Source organism: Bacillus sp. FSL K6-1560, from assembly GCF_038592935.1.
Taxonomy (GTDB): Bacteria; Bacillota; Bacilli; order Bacillales; family Bacillaceae; genus Bacillus; species Bacillus subtilis.
In genome coordinates, this window is record NZ_CP151946.1 from 3,974,210 (window position 1) to 3,992,248 (window position 18,039).

18 protein-coding genes and 1 pseudogene are annotated in these 18,039 nt (G+C 40.0%); 3 read left to right on the top strand and 16 right to left on the bottom strand.

The genetic code is table 11. The annotated features are described in order from the left end of the window. Window positions 1-54 precede the first annotated feature (54 nt). Complete coding sequence (locus tag NYE22_RS21015) at window positions 55-1,443, bottom strand: amino acid permease (RefSeq protein ID WP_015252942.1); 1,389 nt, start codon at window positions 1,441-1,443, stop codon at window positions 55-57. 317 nt (window positions 1,444-1,760) lie between these two features. Next, window positions 1,761-2,945 carry a DUF4885 domain-containing protein gene (locus NYE22_RS21020; RefSeq protein ID WP_342412118.1) on the bottom strand — a complete coding sequence of 395 codons (1,185 nt, stop codon included), beginning with the start codon at window positions 2,943-2,945 and terminating at the stop codon, window positions 1,761-1,763. 131 nt (window positions 2,946-3,076) lie between these two features. On the opposite strand from NYE22_RS21020, the gene NYE22_RS21025 reads away from it, so the two are divergent. Both NYE22_RS21025 and NYE22_RS21030 read left to right on the top strand, forming a co-directional pair. Then, a complete protein-coding gene (locus NYE22_RS21025; RefSeq protein WP_153257198.1) occupies window positions 3,077-3,934 on the top strand; it encodes a hypothetical protein in 858 nt (285 codons plus the stop codon). Between the two features lie 85 nt (window positions 3,935-4,019). After that, complete coding sequence (locus tag NYE22_RS21030; protein WP_160244334.1) at window positions 4,020-4,790, top strand: protein kinase; 771 nt, start codon at window positions 4,020-4,022, stop codon at window positions 4,788-4,790. Here NYE22_RS21030 and NYE22_RS21035 read toward each other — a convergent pair. Genes NYE22_RS21035 through NYE22_RS21050 form a run of 4 tightly spaced genes read right to left on the bottom strand, consistent with a single transcriptional unit; the run spans window position 4,775 to window position 7,730 of the window. Next, complete coding sequence (locus NYE22_RS21035) at window positions 4,775-5,038, bottom strand: hypothetical protein (RefSeq protein ID WP_089172439.1); 264 nt, start codon at window positions 5,036-5,038, stop codon at window positions 4,775-4,777. The two genes, NYE22_RS21030 and NYE22_RS21035, sit on opposite strands and share 16 nt — an antisense overlap. 58 nt (window positions 5,039-5,096) lie before the next feature. Continuing rightward, window positions 5,097-6,083, bottom strand: a complete 987-nt coding sequence (ybdK, locus tag NYE22_RS21040; protein ID WP_049140322.1) for a two-component system sensor histidine kinase YbdK — start codon at window positions 6,081-6,083, stop codon at window positions 5,097-5,099. After that, the gene (gene ybdJ, locus NYE22_RS21045; RefSeq protein ID WP_048654976.1) at window positions 6,080-6,751 is read right to left on the bottom strand and encodes a two-component system response regulator YbdJ; all 672 of its coding nucleotides are present in this window, start codon (window positions 6,749-6,751) and stop codon (window positions 6,080-6,082) included. Before ybdJ ends, ybdK begins: the two co-directional genes overlap by 4 nt. A gap of 1 nt (window position 6,752) precedes the next feature. Continuing rightward, window positions 6,753-7,730 (bottom strand): alpha/beta hydrolase, encoded by a 978-nt coding sequence (locus tag NYE22_RS21050; protein ID WP_342412119.1) that lies wholly within the window; start codon window positions 7,728-7,730, stop codon window positions 6,753-6,755. A 121-nt stretch (window positions 7,731-7,851) separates the two neighbouring features. Between NYE22_RS21050 and NYE22_RS21055 the strand changes: the two are divergent. Then, window positions 7,852-8,012: pseudogene (locus tag NYE22_RS21055) on the top strand (MerR family DNA-binding transcriptional regulator); the annotation flags it as partial. Between the two features lie 118 nt (window positions 8,013-8,130). Here NYE22_RS21055 and NYE22_RS21060 read toward each other — a convergent pair. The 10 genes from NYE22_RS21060 to adaA all read right to left on the bottom strand — a co-directional run bounded on the left by NYE22_RS21060 (window position 8,131) and on the right by adaA (window position 17,969). After that, complete coding sequence (locus NYE22_RS21060; RefSeq protein WP_032724785.1) at window positions 8,131-8,472, bottom strand: hypothetical protein; 342 nt, start codon at window positions 8,470-8,472, stop codon at window positions 8,131-8,133. A 208-nt stretch (window positions 8,473-8,680) separates the two neighbouring features. After that, complete coding sequence (locus NYE22_RS21065) at window positions 8,681-9,853, bottom strand: MFS transporter (protein ID WP_342412120.1); 1,173 nt, start codon at window positions 9,851-9,853, stop codon at window positions 8,681-8,683. A gap of 126 nt (window positions 9,854-9,979) precedes the next feature. Beyond that, window positions 9,980-10,282: a metalloregulator ArsR/SmtB family transcription factor gene (locus NYE22_RS21070; RefSeq protein ID WP_003234907.1), complete on the bottom strand. Its 303-nt coding sequence runs from the start codon at window positions 10,280-10,282 to the stop codon at window positions 9,980-9,982. A gap of 470 nt (window positions 10,283-10,752) precedes the next feature. Next, window positions 10,753-11,127 carry a DUF2294 domain-containing protein gene (locus tag NYE22_RS21075; RefSeq protein ID WP_003246482.1) on the bottom strand — a complete coding sequence of 125 codons (375 nt, stop codon included), beginning with the start codon at window positions 11,125-11,127 and terminating at the stop codon, window positions 10,753-10,755. A 57-nt stretch (window positions 11,128-11,184) separates the two neighbouring features. After that, entirely contained in the window at window positions 11,185-11,475 is a 291-nt protein-coding gene (locus tag NYE22_RS21080; RefSeq protein ID WP_014475635.1) for a DUF6407 family protein, read from the bottom strand. A gap of 59 nt (window positions 11,476-11,534) precedes the next feature. Next, window positions 11,535-12,062, bottom strand: a complete 528-nt coding sequence (locus NYE22_RS21085) for a carbonic anhydrase (protein ID WP_342412121.1) — start codon at window positions 12,060-12,062, stop codon at window positions 11,535-11,537. 76 nt (window positions 12,063-12,138) lie between these two features. After that, on the bottom strand, window positions 12,139-14,754 hold the full coding sequence (locus NYE22_RS21090; RefSeq protein ID WP_095315127.1) for a YbcC family protein: 2,616 nt from the start codon (window positions 14,752-14,754) through the stop codon (window positions 12,139-12,141). Window positions 14,755-14,768: 14 nt separating this feature from the next. Continuing rightward, a complete protein-coding gene (locus NYE22_RS21095; RefSeq protein ID WP_342412122.1) occupies window positions 14,769-16,286 on the bottom strand; it encodes an NADH dehydrogenase subunit 5 in 1,518 nt (505 codons plus the stop codon). A gap of 518 nt (window positions 16,287-16,804) precedes the next feature. Continuing rightward, entirely contained in the window at window positions 16,805-17,347 is a 543-nt protein-coding gene (gene adaB, locus NYE22_RS21100; RefSeq protein ID WP_032724778.1) for a methylated-DNA--[protein]-cysteine S-methyltransferase, read from the bottom strand. Next, window positions 17,331-17,969 (bottom strand): bifunctional transcriptional activator/DNA repair enzyme AdaA, encoded by a 639-nt coding sequence (adaA, locus tag NYE22_RS21105; protein WP_342412123.1) that lies wholly within the window; start codon window positions 17,967-17,969, stop codon window positions 17,331-17,333. The genes adaB and adaA overlap by 17 nt, the downstream gene beginning before the upstream one ends. Between the last annotated feature and the right edge of the window lie 70 nt (window positions 17,970-18,039).

An 18,039-nucleotide genomic window follows, 5' to 3' on the forward strand; every position in this document is an offset into this window, starting at 1 on the left:
ATCCATACGCGAAAAATAAAAAAAGAGACATCCGTGAATGTCTCTTTTTTATCGTTATTCAGCTGCTTGTTCGCTTTTTGTCAAATTGGCCTGCGTGCGTTTGCCAATCCCAAACACATAATAACTAATGACCACAAGCGCTAAGAAAATTACGCCTACAATCAGAGAGATACGAGTATCATCGTTAAACCACATGCCAACCAGAACCATCAGCAAGAAAGCAATCGTCAAATAGTTAGTAAAAGGAGCAAACGGCATTTTGAATGGATGTTTATCTAATGCAGCACCCTTCGCTTTTCTGAATCCGATATGGCTGATCAAAATGATAAACCAAGGAATCATCCCTGGGAGCACGCTTGCGCTGTATACATAGACAAAGATCTTCGGCGGCGCGATATAGTTCAGTACAACACCGACAGCCAAACCGATCAGCACCGCAATTGTGCCATACAGCGGCACACCATTGCGTGAAATCTTCTTAAAGAATTTCGGTGCTTGTCCATTGACACCCAGTGTATACAGCATGCGGCCCGCGCTGAAAATACCGCTGTTACAGCCGGACATTGCCGCAGTAATCACGACAAAGTTAATAATGCCAGCCGCTGCCGTAATCCCGATTTTCGAGAACGTAGACACAAACGGACTTCCGAGTGAGTTGAGCTCATCCCAAGGATACACCGTCACGATCACAAAAATAGCGCCAATGTAGAAAATCAAAATACGCCAGATAATACTTTGAATCGCATTTCTTAGCGTGTTTTGCGGATCCTTTGCTTCACCCGCTGTAATCCCGATCAGCTCAACTCCTTGATAGGCCGCAATGACAAGAGACAGTGCAAAGAAGAAACCTGAGAAACCTCCTGCAAAGAAGCCCCCGTGAGACCACAGGTTCGACAAACCGATCGCATCTCCGCCATTGCCAAAACCGAAGAAAATAATTCCGATTCCCGCAATAATCATCAAGATAATCGTCACGATTTTAATCATCGCAAACCAAAACTCAAATTCCCCAAACGACTTAACAGAAATTAAATTCGCCGCACCAAGAATCACCATTGCCACGATACCAGGTATCCAAGCAGGCAAATCCGGGAACCAATACTTCATATAAGAACCGACAGCGATAATTTCTGACATGCCTACGATAATCCACTGGAACCAGTTGCTCCATGCTGTTATATAACCTGCCATCGGATGAATATATTGATGGCCGAACGTCGCAAAAGAGCCTGTGCTCGGCTCGACATACAGCATTTCACCCATCGCACGCATAATAAAAAAGATAAAAATTCCGCATATTGCATAAGCCAGAAGGACAGATGGGCCAGTCCATGAAATCGTGCTGGCAGAACCCATAAACAAGCCAACACCGATTGTACCGCCCAAGGCGATCATCTGAATATGGCGCGCGCCCAGGCCCCTCTTTAATTCTTTATTTGCCACTCCTCTTCCTCCTCCTAACAAAATACTCATAAATGAGAAAACAGCAGACCTGCTTGCCTTCACATGAATCAGTGATAACAATCAGAAAATTCAAACTTAAAATTGTTATATAATCTCCTAAATTACTTATTTCATCATAATAAATTTCTCTGGAAAATACAATTGTTTTTTTCAGGTAAACACCTTTGTTCAGAGTTTTGAATCGTTCACTTCTTTTAAAATCTTTTATATAAAAAAAATAAAATTATTTGAATATTTAAATTAATACACCCCTTAGATTCTCATAAAAAATAAGCTGTTCTACATGAACAGCTTACCTAATAATTCACACCCGTTTGACGCTTTAATGCTTCAAGCCACCCGGTATCTCCGGTCCCATAGCTCTTGCTTTGTCCCACATCTCTCAGAGATCCATTGCTGTAATCAATTGATAGGATGAAATCCGGAATGGCATTATACCCGGCTTCCGCGATTTTACTGAGCTCTGAACGATAGTAAGATATAGCATAAGAAGCCGTTTGTTTCTGCACTGGATCTTTTTCAAGTTCTTCTTTATAGACGTCTAATAAGTCACGTCCATCAGGCGTGACATACCGCCCATCAATCACTTCTAAATCCTTCAAATGGTAGCCTGTAACTTCATACATCTCACGAGCAGCCTGATACTTTTGATAGGCCTCTTCGGAAAATTGTGTTGAATCACTGCTTTGGCTTTTCATGATGTGCAAAAATAGCTCTTTGCTGTTGTCCCCAGATTGCATTACTTGCTCAATCTGCTTAATCAGTGCCTGATCGTCTGACCCGCTTACCCGCACCTGATAGTCAATCGGTGTGATTGTAAACGTCAGCTCTGTCCCCTCTGGAATATGAATATGGTTTCGATTCAACAGCACTTGCAGCTGCTGGTTAACCTGTCCCCGCTGATACACCTTTTCATTCTCAGCTTCCACTTCCCCATGAAATGTGACATTCCGAAACGCAGCATCCTGGAGGTTATAGTTTTGGGCCTTGCCTTTGAATAGCCATTCTGTTTCATTATCGTATGCGGCCTGTCTTTCTGCAGCTGACAGATCACTTCTGAAATAAGGAGACTTTGAATTTTGGTACTTATCATTAATATAGCCTAAGGGATCAGGCTTTGATTTGTTAATCGCATTCATCCTGCTGTATTTTTCATCTAGTATTTTGATTCTGATATCACTCTCAGATTCATAGGGGTTTTGGCATTGAATCACTGTTTCTTCCCCTGTGTCTGTCACTGTTCGATCATTCGCTGATTGATACACTTTGCTGAACGTCCCGCTGTTTCCCGACACGCTGGTTTTAGAATAATTGAACTGATTGATTCCCCCAGTTGAAGATTGTGACTTAAGCCTGCTGTATGCCTTTTCCAGAACTGCCGCTGGATTTTCAGTCGCATTCTCCCGTTTGGCAGGCGCATTCTTGCTCAATATGTTCTGTGCCATCAGCTGAGTGCGGATAAATTGCCGATTCAGACGCATTGAATTCCCTCCCGAGTATTCTCTCTTATTCTTTTTTATCGGCAAAGATAATGTATATATTAACCTCAAAAAACATTTATTTACACCTAAATCGTTATTATGTATGATGGAAATAAAAGGAGGTTGTTTGCGTGGTGAAAAAATGGCTTATTCCATTCGCTGTTATGCTGTCTGTCTTATTCACCTTTACGTATTCGGCATCAGCTGTCGGAGTCACTGCTATCACAGAAAACAATTCATTTGATACCGCAATGCCGATCGGTTATTGGAAATATAAAAATATCGATACAACAATACTGGAAGCTGGTCAAGATGAAGCCTATTTCACTTTTACGGCTAATAAGGGAGAAAAAGTATACGTGAGGAGTACATACCAAAGCGCGTATACAGGGATGAAAATTGAAATTTATGATAAGAATAGAATACCTGTTTCTCAAGGGACAGAAGTCATTAACCCTAATACGTTTTCTTCTTTTATTTATGCAAATGCAGACGCCCAAAACACGACAGATACCTTTTATGTGAAAGTGTCACGAGGCACCTATACCGGAAACATGTATTTTACACTTTCAATTGAAGACCGAATCAAATCAGGCAGCGGAACGTTCCAATTCAGCGGCGTTGCTGAAAATAAAGGAAATACAAGCCTTAACCCCTCAGGTTCTGACTCCAGCGTGATCAAGGTTGATTTAACAAACCAATCTGGGATACCGCGTGATGCCATTGTAACCAGAGTTCAGACAACCGCCACTCAAACACCAAGCCAGGGAAATACACGCCACCTGATCATGACGAGCGAAAACAACGAATGGCGCCGTGCTCTTGTAAACAGCTCGACTTCAGGGTCTTATGATATCTCTTTGTCAGATCAACTCAGTGTGGCAAAGGTATGGAGTTTTAAATATAATACATTAGCGACAGCCAGATCGACGATGAGCAACGTAAAAGCAAAAATAGACTATGAATACGACGTGACAAAGCAGTTTTAACTTATACCGAGCCGATTATCCGGCTCTTTTTTATTCTCAGTCTAGAAGGTAAACTATAGTCAGTACAACCAAGGGAAGTGCAGACATGGCATTAAAACTTCTAAAAAAACTGCTATTTGACCGCCCTCTAAAGAACGGCGTTATCTTAAATCATCAATACAAAATCGAAGAGTGCCTCGGTATGGGAGGCTACGGTTTGGTTTATTTGTGCACCGATATCCTAACTCAAACACCTTATGTCTTAAAACAGCTTCGGCCGACAAAAGCGAAAAAGGAAAAAGAAAAAGTCCGGTTCCAGCAGGAAATAAAACTGCTCAAAAGCATTCACCACCCGCAAATTCCGGGCTTCATAGATGAGTTCATCATAGACGGACAGGCTTATTATGTCATGCAGTTCATTGAGGGAGAAAATATAGAAGAATTATTATTTTTTCGAAAACAGCCGTTCACAGAGCTTATGGCGTTACAACTGATTTCGCACCTGCTTGAGATTATAGAATACCTACATGATCGCCTTATCTTCCACAGCGACATCAGAACGCCTAATATCATCATCAATGACGGCAGGCTCTGCCTCATCGATTTCGGCCTTGCCAAACAATTGACTCCTGAAGAAATGGAGGAAATAAAGGTACGAAAACAGGATGACTTCTTCGATCTCGGAGAAACGCTGTTATTCCTGCTGTACTCTCAATATAAAGGAAAAAAGAAGAAAAACGGCACTTGGCTGGAGGAATTAACACTGACAAAGGAAGTAACCCTGCTGCTGAAAAGATTATTGGGCATTGAGGAAGAGTATCAGCACACCGCTTCCATTCGCGAGGATCTAAACCGGGCCATTCAATCGGTCACATAAAAAAACCCTTGTCCCAAAAGCGGAACAAGAACTTTTTTTGGATTAACTGCTGCTGTAGCTCCGGCGTTTGTAACGATGACTGCCGCCATAACGGTCGTAGTGTCTTCTTTTGCCCGAGCTGCTGCTGTAGCTGCGATAATGTCTGCGCCGGCTGCTGCTGTAATGCCGGTGTCTGCGATATCGGTCACTAGAACTGCTTGAGAGGTACTTAATCGTTTTGATGATTTTTTTAAACATATGCTGTTCACCCCATTTCTTTCTCCCTATTATATAAATTTTATAGGAGAAAGAAAAACATCAGCAGGGTCACTCTTTTGAAAACAAGAACCCCGTTCCGTTATCATTTGTATGCAGCTCATAAGTAATCGCAAGCAGCCTGCATGTATCCTCAATAATTTTTAACCCAAGTCCCTCACTGCTCTCATTCCGATCAAATCCAATACCGTCATCACGAATAAAAACATCGCCATGTTCAATCGTGACTTCCATCTTTTCAGCTTTTGAATGCTTTAACGTATTTTGAAAAATATTATCAAACAGCCTTTGCATCCATAACGCGTTGCTCATCCATATCACATCTTGATCTGCCGGCTTATAGTGCAGCTCAATCCCACTCATACTGTATAAATAATCCCACTTTTTCACCGCTGTTTCTAATAGCTCGTTTAGATGCACTTCTTCATTTACAATATAAGAGCTTTCCAGCGTCTCAGCGGAATATAGATTGAATTCATTGGTTAATTCCGAGATATATTCGATTTGCTGATACAATGATTCGAATACAGCCTGACCATGACATTGGTCTTCCAAATAAAATAACTGCAGTCTGAGAGCCGTTAAAGGTGTATTAATGTCATGCCGCAGTTTTTGCAAAAGCTCCTTTTTGATTTCCTCCTGCTGTCTCAGCTCCAGTTCACGATATGTCGTCCGTTCAATTAACAAATTGACCGACTTGATCAGTTCCCCGATTTCATCCGCACGCTTCACTTCAATTTTATCGGGCACCCTTTGATCACTCGCCAAATGCCGAATGGTTTGATTTAATAGATTGATTTTATGCAACAGAGAATGAATCGACTTTGAAAATAAAAAAGCTAATAATAAGAGCGATATCAAAAATACAACGATCATTGCCGGGTACGCAAACGACCTGTGAAAGGGCATACCATGATTCATCGTTTTAAACATGCTGTCATAAATCACAGACATCAAAACACTGACCGCCAGCAATAGCATCGGAACACTAATGACGGCCGTAAACAATAACAACTGATATTTTGTCTTGAGCTTCATTTCTTCACAACGGTATTCAGCCGATACCCTTCTCCATATATATTTTCAATCATCTCACCCGCTTGATCATTGATTTTAGCTCTGATTTTTTTAATATGCACATTGACAATATTCGGGTTTCTATCTTCGAGCTGCCATAGATATTCAAAGAAATGTTCTTTTGTCAGGATACTATCTCTATTTTCATATAAATAAAAGAAAATTTTCCGCTCAATCGCAGTAAACAATACCTCATCATGCAGGCTTTCATTGAACACTTTTTTCGTTACCGCATCAATATACAAATGTTTGATTTGCGTAAAGGTGCCATAATGATGCTCAAGCATATTCCGCATTCTTAATAGCAGCTCTCTCGGATCAAAGGGCTTTACCATATAATCCTCGCCGATCTGCAAACCTTGAAGCTTGCTGTCCATATCATTACGGGCCGAGAGAAAAATAACCGGAATGCCCAGCCCCAGCTTTTTGATTTTTGCAGACATTTGATACCCGTCTTCACCCGGCAGCATCACATCCATAATGACCAAATCCACCTTCTGAATCACCGAAAGCACATCCGCTCCATCTGTTTTCCATATCACACGATATCCCTCACGCTGCAAAATCTTTTGCAGCAAATCACCAATCATCACATCGTCTTCAACGATTAAAATATGATAACCCTTCATCCTAGCGAACCTTTCTCATAAACTCCATGGACAGTTTATATATTTGATCAGGCTGATATAAATAAATACTGTGTGTTCCCCTCAGTTCCTTTATATCGGCAGTATTGAATTGAGCCGCAAACGCTTCATAGTCTTTTCGGTTTTGTATAGCATACTTTGAATGTCTATTTTGGTCAGAGACCGCATCTAAAATCAAGACGGGAGTTTCCTTTGGCGCCGGCAGATTCACAGATTTGCTGCCGTTTTGGTAAGACTGTAAAAGCTCATGCTCCATATCTGCATTAAAAAATTGCTTAAAGTTAATGGCTTTATAGATTTCTTTTTCTTCATCAGTTAAAAACGACTGCCGAATCACCTCAGGATTATATACAGCGGAAGGCATAAACCGATGAAAACCAATCGAGGTTAACAGGTGGAACCCTCTCACTTTCAATCTGTCAACTCCGCTCAATTTATACGTGATGTACTGCTGGGGCAATCCAATATCCATCGCAATAATGGCCTTGATTTCCTTAGGATATTTCTGTGCCCAATACATCGCTTCAATCCCGGATATCGAATGAGGCATTAAAATATAAGGAGGCTTATTTCCGCTTTTAATAAGCGCTTTCCTCGTCTGTTCCAATACTGTATCAATATCTCTGTCATCGTAAGACACTTCACTGTATCCATAACCTGCCCGATCTACAACAGCAATCTTATTTTCTTTTGAAAACTTGCTGTACAACCCCTTCATTTCATAAGCAGGCGCTGCAATCCCCGAACCGGACATAAACACAAACGTATCCTTCCCACTTCCCTCTTGATACACATTCATCTTTTTCCCGTCAACATCGACTACTGTGTCTTTACCTTTCAGCAGTGCCGCCTCCTTATTTAGCTGGAAATGGTGATAAATAAATACCGAGACGGATACAAGCAAAACCAATGCAGCCAAGCTGACAAAAACAATTTTTAGGACTTTCCATAATGTTTTCATATGATGCTCCTTTCACTTGATACTGAAAGGATACAATATGAAAATAAATTTCTGATTAACTTTGGAACAGTTTTATTTTCACATTTAACTTTGCCCTTACGGAAAGGTGTACATTTGGAGCATGGAGGTGATCACTCGGCTATCGATCGGTGAATTTTCAAAGATATGCAAAGTATCAACAAAAACACTGCGATACTATGATGAAATCGGACTCTCCACCCAGAAGACATTAATCCTGAAATGGATATCGGAAGGTCTATCCGCAAAGTCCGAGAATTTCTTATACGCAGCCTTCTCCAAGGAGAACGACATTGAGAAGGCTACCGCTTATATCAATCTTTCACAAAACATAATTCAGGGGTATTTAATCTATTTATTCCTATTTATTCACACAACAAAGTCACCACAAAGCTTTTTTCTCTTCTTCCTGCTCGATAAACAGATAATTTTCAGGACGGGCCAAAACAGAAAAAAGTGCCAAAAGCAACTTCCAACCTCGAAGCGGACTTCCGCATCTAAACTTCAACACTTCTCCTTCCGCTAAAGTAAACCTCAAAGTTGGGCTTGTACACCAAGCAATCTTCACTTGAATAACATGCTCACCAGGCGGTAAATCAATTCGCAGCCTTCCTCCATCTTTGATAGTTCCCATCTCAGCCCCATCAATTAGCACTGAATACTCTCTCATTTTGTTGATGTACTGCGATGTCCTGCTCATTTCAATGTACGTCTTTTGATTCACGATGACACATCCTCAAAGTAATGATCTTACAGGCGAGAAGCGCTAGAACCCTTCCGCCATACCGTTATTTCCCTTCCTAGTATATTATAACTTGCTGTGCTTCAGCTCTCCGTCGGCAAAAATCCCTTTCAGCTTCAGTGTGCCTTCTACTTGAGCTTTTTAAAAAAACACCCGCTTGTATAACGAGCGGATGTTAGATCTTTCGAAATTATTGATTGATATCTTTTAGCGCTTGTTTCGGTTGCGAATTGAAAATCAGCAATGATGCAATAATGGCAATCATAACCCCTAACGCACCAACCCAGGTAATCGAGGCCAATGATACGTTTTCCACAAAAACCCCTCCTATTCCTGCGCCGACCGCCATGGCGAATTGCATCATTGACTGATTCATGCTAAGCAAAACACCTGACATTTCCGGTTCTATGGTAGCCAGGTGAAATTGCTGTGTCGGACCGGTGGACCATGCGGCAAACGACCATAATATGAGAATCACCAACACTCCGATATAGGAATGAGTAACAAGTGACAGCAGAATCAGTGTGACGATATGCAACGTCATCCCGCCAACGAGTGTAAAGGGCACTCCCCATTTATCGGTGCTATATCCCCCAAACTTCGATCCAACCAAACTGGCAATTCCAAATATAAGCAAAACACCGCTGAGCAGCTTGCCATTTATACCTGAGATGTTCAAGAGATACGGTGACAAATAAGTGTAAGCAACAGAATATCCCCCGAGCCAGAAGAAAGTGATTGATAATCCCATAGCCACTTTCCGTTTTTTGAAAAGAGCAAGCTGTTGAAGCAAAGGCACAGGCTTATCCCCTTCAGTATGCGGAAGAGTAAAGAAAATAACGACCATTGCGATCAATCCCAACAAAGTAATGGCTCCAAATACAGACTTCCAGCCTAATGCTACTGCTATCATTCTTCCAAGCGGAACACCAATGATTAAAGAAGCGGTAAATCCCATCACGACCGTAGCGATGGCACTTCCCTGCTTCCCTTCCGATGCAATCTTAGCGGCAATCGTTAATGCGGTGACAACCACCACACCTGCTCCCATCGCCATAATGATCCGCGCTGCAATAAACCATCCATAACCAGGCAGTACAAAAGCCAGGACATTACCGAACACAAACAAACCTAGGGCATACATCATCAATTTGCGTCTATCCATACTTGCTGTCAACGCCATAAGTACGGGTGTAGAAAGAGCATATACAAGTGAGAAAATGGTAATAAGCTGGCCCGCGGCAGCTAAAGTGATCCCGAGAGTATGAGCAATTTGATCCAAAATTCCGGAAATGATGTACTCTGAGGTTCCAACTAAAAAGCTGACAATGGCTAAAATATAAATTTTCCAAGTGTTAGACATAAAACATTCACTCCTTAATTATTAATAAACATATCACGAATTATCGATATGTTATTATAAAAAATAAACACATCGTAATATGTCGATATGTATGGTGTAAAAATAAACATCTTTTGATGTTTATTTTTATATCTCTGTTTTAAGAAAGTCAGCAAGTTTCCCAATGGCTTCTTCATCTCTTTTGTAATATGTGTACTTTCCAATACGCTCCGCCTTAATCAAGCCGGCTCTTAAAAGGATGGTAAGATATTGAGAAGCTGTCGATTGCGTCATTTTTAATTTGTCTGTGATTTGACTAACACATACCCCGATTGTGTTCATATCAATCCCTTCATGGGGTGCAAAATGACGATCCGGTTCCTTCAGCCATTGCAAAATTTGCAGCCTTGATTCATTTGATAAGGCTTTGAATACTTCAATTGGTTCCATATCGATTATTATATCGTTATATTTCGATATGTCAATCCGTTTTTTGGATATATTTAATTAAAGCTAATTCCGTGAAATGAAACTGAAGACAGCATATCAATTTTGTTCACCGCTTAAATTTATCATCAAGCTTTACGAAATTGGTCTCATAATCGTGTCACTAAACACTTGGGGGAACCCGGCAGGTGACAAGGATTTTTTCAAATATTGTTCAAGTGACTAATCACCAGCATCAAATTCATGTATTTAAAATAGATGTAAAAAAACATCCGCTCATAACAACAGCGGATGTTAGATCTTTCGACAGGAATAACAAGACAGTATACTATGAATTGACATCTCTTTATGTCCGCTTAGGATATGAATAAAAGTTATCAATGATGCCATAATTGTAAAACAAAAGAATCGGCAGTTCATTATGTTCAATTCACAACAAATTCCATACCGTCAAAACATTTATTTTCTTTAGATTATAAGATCTTTTCCAAATTTTTCTCTAGATCATTACATAATTTAAACACCATCACTCGTTCACCTGTCCGGGAGCTTAAATCAGTATGAAAACTTTTCACTTTTTCTCCGGTTATTTTTAAGATAATATCCTTAAGGCCTTCTATACCTGATTCGACTAACTCCGAACGAGTTTGTTTGATAGATAACATACCCTCTTTTGATCCACAAACTACATATTCAGCTGGTGTTAAAATCCCTTTTAAATTGACGATGATCATGTCCCGCAGTATATCAGTCTTAACAGATACAGACCCCCGCCCAAGATAATCCTTCTCCCATTGAGTAATGGACTTACTGATCTCTGATTCAATAGAACCCTTCGACTTTTTCATATCTAATACATCTCCTGAGCAAAAAAATTGGCATATTCTATTTGTGATTTCATCTCATTAATATTCTCTTACAACATATCCTTCATATACACCTTCAATATCCAAATCAGTTTTACCGTTTCTTGTGACCACTATCATTTTGGATAACATATTTTCTTCCATCATAGAGTGGACATGCAAAAATCGAACGTTTCCTGAATGGGTTTCCTCAACTTCTTCATAAGATTTTAGATGATAAAAATCAATTGCTTTTCTAATTAGTTTTTTCATACATTCCATATTTTCACGATCAAACGAGTTCATTTCCTCGATTGTTTTCGTGACAAAATCAGTTAAATTAGCGCTCATACAATCTCCTTAAACTGCTTTCTCCATATATGGTGTTTAGAAGTTGAACCTGCATTTCATCATGACAAGCAATGATCAGGTATGGCTTGACCTGTTTTAGCATCAGGACCCTCCATAATTGAGGGTTTTCCATCATTATGATGAACGAATAAACCTTTAACTTTAACATATGACGGCACTAGGGGATGACGTCGAATCATATCAACACTTTTTTCAATGGTGTCACTGCTATTTTCATTTAGCCATTCATCGACCGTACCACCTAAAAATTCAGGCTTGCAATTTTGAAAGAGATAATCCAATGTTTGTATTTTATCTTTCATTGTTTCAAGTTGAGTTAGTCCATTACCTGCGGAAGTCTTCTTATCTTTTGGTCCTACTACAAAAATCTCCTCAACATCTTCCTGGTAAATCGCAAAAATAATAGACCTCATGATTTCTCCATAAGGATGTGAAATACTGGCACCATAGCTTTGTATAGTCAACATATTCTCTGCAGAAGTGTTAGTCGCTTCTTGTAAAATAGGCTCCAAACCGTTTTCAATATCCGTCAAAAATAATACTTTTTTATTTTGGTTTACATTCATACAGCACACCTCTTCCTTATGTTTATTATTTTTATTTTGAATAACAAATCCATTTGATAAATGCTTAGATTCATCATTACCAGCTTTCCCAACATCCTTCTGGATCAATATTAGCCAGTCGGACCCATCCATTTTGAACTTTTTGCAGAAATGCTGAGTCATGATTTAATAACCGTTCTACATATTCTCTAGGTGCTTGGATGAGTATCAATAAACGAAGAGGAGAATGATAGGCCTCGTGATCTGATTCCATGACGGATTGCCAAGGCAGTCCGGCTAACAAGTCGCTTGCATTCCCCTGCATAACGCCGAGACCTGCAGTAACGGTTTGAGTTGCTTTATTTCCGCTGCCATAATAATGAGGTGCTACCGTTGATGCGTAATATTGTAAATTAATCCATTGGGCTACAGTTCCAGGTCCTGCAATAATATTTGCTAGGAGTTCACCGCTTTCATCCTGCTTCCAATCATAATTATGGAGAAAGGCTCTGCCTTCCAAATCACAATCCTGAGTTAGTTCACGTTTACCGATAATAAAGGCGGCATTACGAGCCAGTCCCCATTCCGGACGTATCTCACTCCAATCTTCCGCAAATCGGTTTGCCTCAGCCTTCGGATTTTTTAGCTTCGATTGGAAATTCGGTAATTGGGCTAGACGTTCTGCGTTTACATGATGTCTCACTTTCGGCATAACGGCTTCAATTTGTTCAAATGCTTCTTGTGCAGCTTCGGAAAGCTCTGGTACATAAAGCCAATGTAATTCATCCACCGTTGTATTATGTTCAGCTGCCGCAAAAACCGTATCCTCAGGGATTTTAATTCCTTCAGTTAAAAGAACTTCTCGTACCTCTGATAGATTACATAAAGCAGCTAAAACTCTTGCATTGAATCCACCGGCCGCTCCACCGCAGGCACCACAATCAAGGGCTGCAGAATAAGGATTATTAGTACTTTGACTGCCATGCCCGCAAATCACGACCAATGGTGCGATGTTCTCTGTTAACCCCATCATTTTTAATGCTTGGCGAGCATAGTTCACTTTTTCTTCATCAGTAAAACCCACAGGTATTTCTGCCTCTGTAGCATCATGATGAAGCGAGAGTTTTGTATCAGGTTTGCGCAACCAAGCCTCACGGAGATTACGAATGAAACGACCCGCCTTTCTTGGCACAAAGCTACGGGCTGCCATTTGCAGAGTAAGCCAAGGTCCGCTTAGCTCAGGCAGTAGTAAGCTCGAAAGCGCATTCTGCTTCATCGTTTTAAAGGTATGGCTTAAAGAATGAATTGCTTGCTTCCGTTGATTGTATTTTTTGAATACATCCTCATCTGCGAACTCTTTTATTTTATTTTGCGGTTTTTGTATGATCGGCAAGGAAGCATGACTGTGTTTACTGCCAAGTTCACAAGTTGCAATCGGCACCCCGAAGAAACCAGCAATACCAATCGTTTCAAACGGGCCTTCTTTTTCTAGTTGACGACGAAAAGGTTCTGATCGTACATCGATGCAGAATGCTAATTGAGCTAATGCAGATTTTTTACGGCCGGTTTCACGTTGTTTCGAGATAATCTTCTGGCTTAATCGATCAGTGTACGTTTGTTCCCAAGCTTCTAACCAAAGTTTCTTGCGAAGTTTCTCATCAAAGCTGTAGGCAAATGATAGATATTCGTTTTGTTCAATGGCCGTCATCTGTGACCATTCTTCTAATGTAAGCCCACCCCAATGAATCCAAGCTGCTATAAGGGGAGCAATTGAAATTGTTTTCTTAGATCGTTCATTAGTCAAAGGTAAGTATGGCTTTATAAGAGCCCACTCCATGGATATTCGAACCGCTAAATATTCTGTTAGGAGTGCATGTTCGTGGCTCGATTGTTGGGAGCGCCAAAGCATCATCCCTGCCCATCCAGGTAATGAAAGTAAATGACCTTCAAGATAAGTCTGGATTTCTGACTCTGGGATTTCTAGTGCGAATAAAGCTTTCTGTAAAGCCAAATGTGCCTCTTTCGGCCAACCCTTTACCCTTTCTCGCTGCTTTTTGCTAAGTGCTGGATCATATTGAATAAGATGCTGCCAAGCACGATAGAAACCTTCCTCACGATTAGGCATTGTCCAGCCTGCTTGAGAGTCATCAAGATATAATTTACTCCACTTAATGACATGATGATCTAGTATATTGACTAGCCTTTCACCATCTTGATTCTCTATATACGAACTTAGTGGTTGCATAAACACATTCTCGATATGATCCAATCCACTACATTCACCTACTAATTTCTCCAGCTCATGTGATGATAAAAGGTCGGAAGGCAGGGGATCTAACTTTAATGCAGCATGACAAAATCGCTCTGCCACGTCCCGTGGGATGTGATAAGAATGTGAATCAAGCCAACGCTGCAGCCCCATTTCCACAAAATCTTCATCAATCTCACCTTTATTCTTTGCTGAACGGATCATAGACGCACTAGGGTATATATCAACATCGCGAGTGTTTTTCAACCAACTTGCAACCTGATCAAAAGGTTGGTTTTCAAGTCCCATCCACGGATTACGTGCAGCAAATGTAGAAATAGGCCAAAGTGGCGCAATCACTCGGCTGGCAGATGTAATGAAAACGTTAAGATCCCTTTCTTGAACATCAATATCTGTATCTATCTTTTTTACATTATCTTTCGTTAATACGGATGTAATGCCCATCTCAGATTAGCTCCTTATGAAATATATTGTTTAAGGTAGTCTGGGTGACTCTCTACTGACTTTGGTTTTGCTTCACCTAATCGAACTAACCAAAGATAGAGCACCGTGAAAAAAACGGAAGAACGATAACGAGCAACCCATGTACCTAAAGCACTGCCAAATAATAAGAGACATACGACAATCATGATAGCTGACATTGGAGGTTGAACACTTTGAAAAATGGTTGTATGCAGCCACTTATAGAAAAGGTTATGAATGATAAAATATACGAGGGCTGCTCCTCCTAAAACAGTTAAGCCGGCAATTCGGCCAATTCGGCCCTCTCCAAAAGCGACAAGCTGATTCCAAGAAACGGACAATGACCACCCTAGGATCAGCGCACTAATGAATTGATATCCCTCTCCAGGAGCAGCGAGCCAAAAAGCAACGCCTATTACTAAGGATAAAATCCGACCAGCCATGACCCATAAATAGGATGCTCTTTCATTAGTGCGAGCCGATACTTCATGACGCCCTACTGCTGAACCAGCTTGTAGAAACAACGTAGCTTTGAATAAACCATGTAAAATAAGATGAATAATGGCTGCTATATAGGCGCCTAATGCACACTGAATGAGCATAAACCCCATTTGTCCAATCGTGGAGCCTACTAACTGACGTTTATAATCAACCTGGACTAAACTAATTCCAGTTCCAATCAATACAGAAATGCTAGCAAGCAGAAGTAAGATAATCGAAGCGATACCACCATGAAATAGAGGTGAAAATCGAGTTAGTATTATTCCTCCTGCATTTACTAAACCTGCATGCATAATTGCAGAAACAGGGGTTGGAGCAACAATAGACTCAACCAACCATCTTTGGAATGGCCATTGACCTGCAGGAATGATCACAGCCAGTACAATCAATAGCTGAATCCCTGTTCTCTCCCATTCTCCCAGCCCAGCTATACTTTCATTTGTTACAACCAATGATAACTGCCATTGACCTGTGGCATGAAAAAGCCACATCATCGCAAAAAACAAAGAAAACCAACTTAACAAAAATAACCGTCCAGAAATTTTGGCTGCTTCACTAGCCACTTGCCAAGCACTGTTTAACCTAATAAGTAAGGTTAATCCAACAAGAGTCGCACCCCAAAATAGAACCATCAAGCGGAGATCACCACTTAACCATGTCATTGAAGCAGCTCCTGTTGTGAAAGTAAAAAGCGTAAAATATTTTCGATAAGATCGATCCCCCATTAAGTAACGTACAGAAAAACGCTGAATGATGAATCCAATTGCAAGAACAAAGAAAGTCATTAAACAAGCTAAGGAATCTAAGTGCCAAGGGCCAACATTTCCACTCACACCACTATTGGCAAGAATCAGTAAGGAAACCAAAAGTGGTAAAGCCAAGATCCCAATATGAATGCGAACAAAACTCAAGGGTACTCGCGGATGTAAAAACAATAGTCCACTAATCCCAGAAGCCATAAGCATAATAAAAAATAATGTTAATAATGATGACAAACTCAGCGAAACTAACATTCTAAATTCTCCCTTTTTTAAAACTCATTATTGGTCAAAAGACCTTTCAATCAGATCATATTTGTCTATTATTTATTTCAATTTTTATTTATCTCTATTTTTTTCCAACAAAAAAGCCGACAACTTCAAAATTTCAATGATTATGTTAGATCATTGAATCCTGAAAATTGTCGGCTTCACTTCAACTAACTTCAGCGAAGTTTTTTGAAGAGCTACCTTATTATTGGTCTTTACTTTATGCTATGTTTAATTTCCTTTAATATAGTCCTGATTATCAAATAAATCGACTTATGTTTCTCTTCCTTTTTAGTTAGGATGCTTTTTCATCCTATCAATATTTAAAATGAAATATGAAAAGAATGCTAAAGGCCTACATATTTTAAAAGGAAAAATAAACATCGGCATCGATTATTAAGTTACGTATAAGATATGATAAATTTTAAAAGTTGTCAAGTTTATCAGTAAACTGGTCTTTACTTTCCTCTAAAATAATCCAACCCATTATAGATGATTCACTTTCAATGAGGAACATCCATTTCAGATGAAGCTCGCTTTTCCAGATCGAGGAGCAGTGTCTTCATTTCAAATCCGCCCCGATAGCCAGTTAATGAGCCATTCTTTCCTATTACACGATGGCACGGTACAGTAATTAATACCGGATTAGCCCCAATAGCCGCACCTACAGCACGAACAGCTGCTGGTTTATTTATATCATTTGCAATGTCGGAATAGGATTTCGTCTGTCCATAAGGAATTTCACAAAGTGCATTCCAGACGGCTATCTGAAATTGCGTACCGGCGTACTCAACTGGAACAGTAAAGTTTTTCCGCTTTCCTTCTAGATATTGAGTGATTTCAACGGCATAGGGTTCAAGCTTATCATCATCTTCAACAAGAAGACTTCCTGGAAAGCGTTTCTTAGCCCATTCGAACAATTCCTCGATTGGTTTGTTCTGTGAGCCTACAAACACAAGCCCCTTTAAAGTTGAAGCAATATAAAAATTCCAATCCTTGAACATTAATAAAGACCAATAAAGGGTTGCTTTATTCTTTGTTTCCATTGTACGTTTCCTCCATTTTACTCATTTGACGAAATTGTGCTGGTGTCTGTCCAGTTTTCTTTTTAAATAAAGTAATAAAATAAGGCGCGTTAGCCATACCCACACATGTAGCGATATCTCCAATCGCTTTATTTGTCTGAATCAAATACTTTTTAGCCGCGTGTACTCTAACTTGTTGTATATACTCAACCAGTGTAATGCCTTTAATTTTTTTAAATGTTCGATGCAGATGATACGGACTCCCATGACAAATATCTGCTAACGATTCTAGCGTTAATTTTTCTGAGAAATTTTTATCAATATATTCAGTAATTAAATCAACCCACTCGCGATCAGGCATTTTTTCATTAGTGGGCTTGCAACGTTTACAAGGGCGAAAATTTGCGCGGAGAGCTTGTTCTGCGTTTGGAAAAATACATACATTCTCTTTTTTCGGAACACGAGATTTACAGGATGGTTTACAGAATATCCCTGTCGATTTTACAGCGTAGAAAAATTGATTATTGTACGCTGCATCATTATTTATAATTGCTTGCCACTTTTCATCTGTTATCATTTCTGCATCATTCGAAATTCTATGCTCATGGCTCTCTTTATGTCCGTTATTGATACTATCCGGCATTTATCTCACCTCTCCTTACAATGCTCATCTAATTCAGTTTGAATTGAATCCCAATTTAAATTTTCGACAC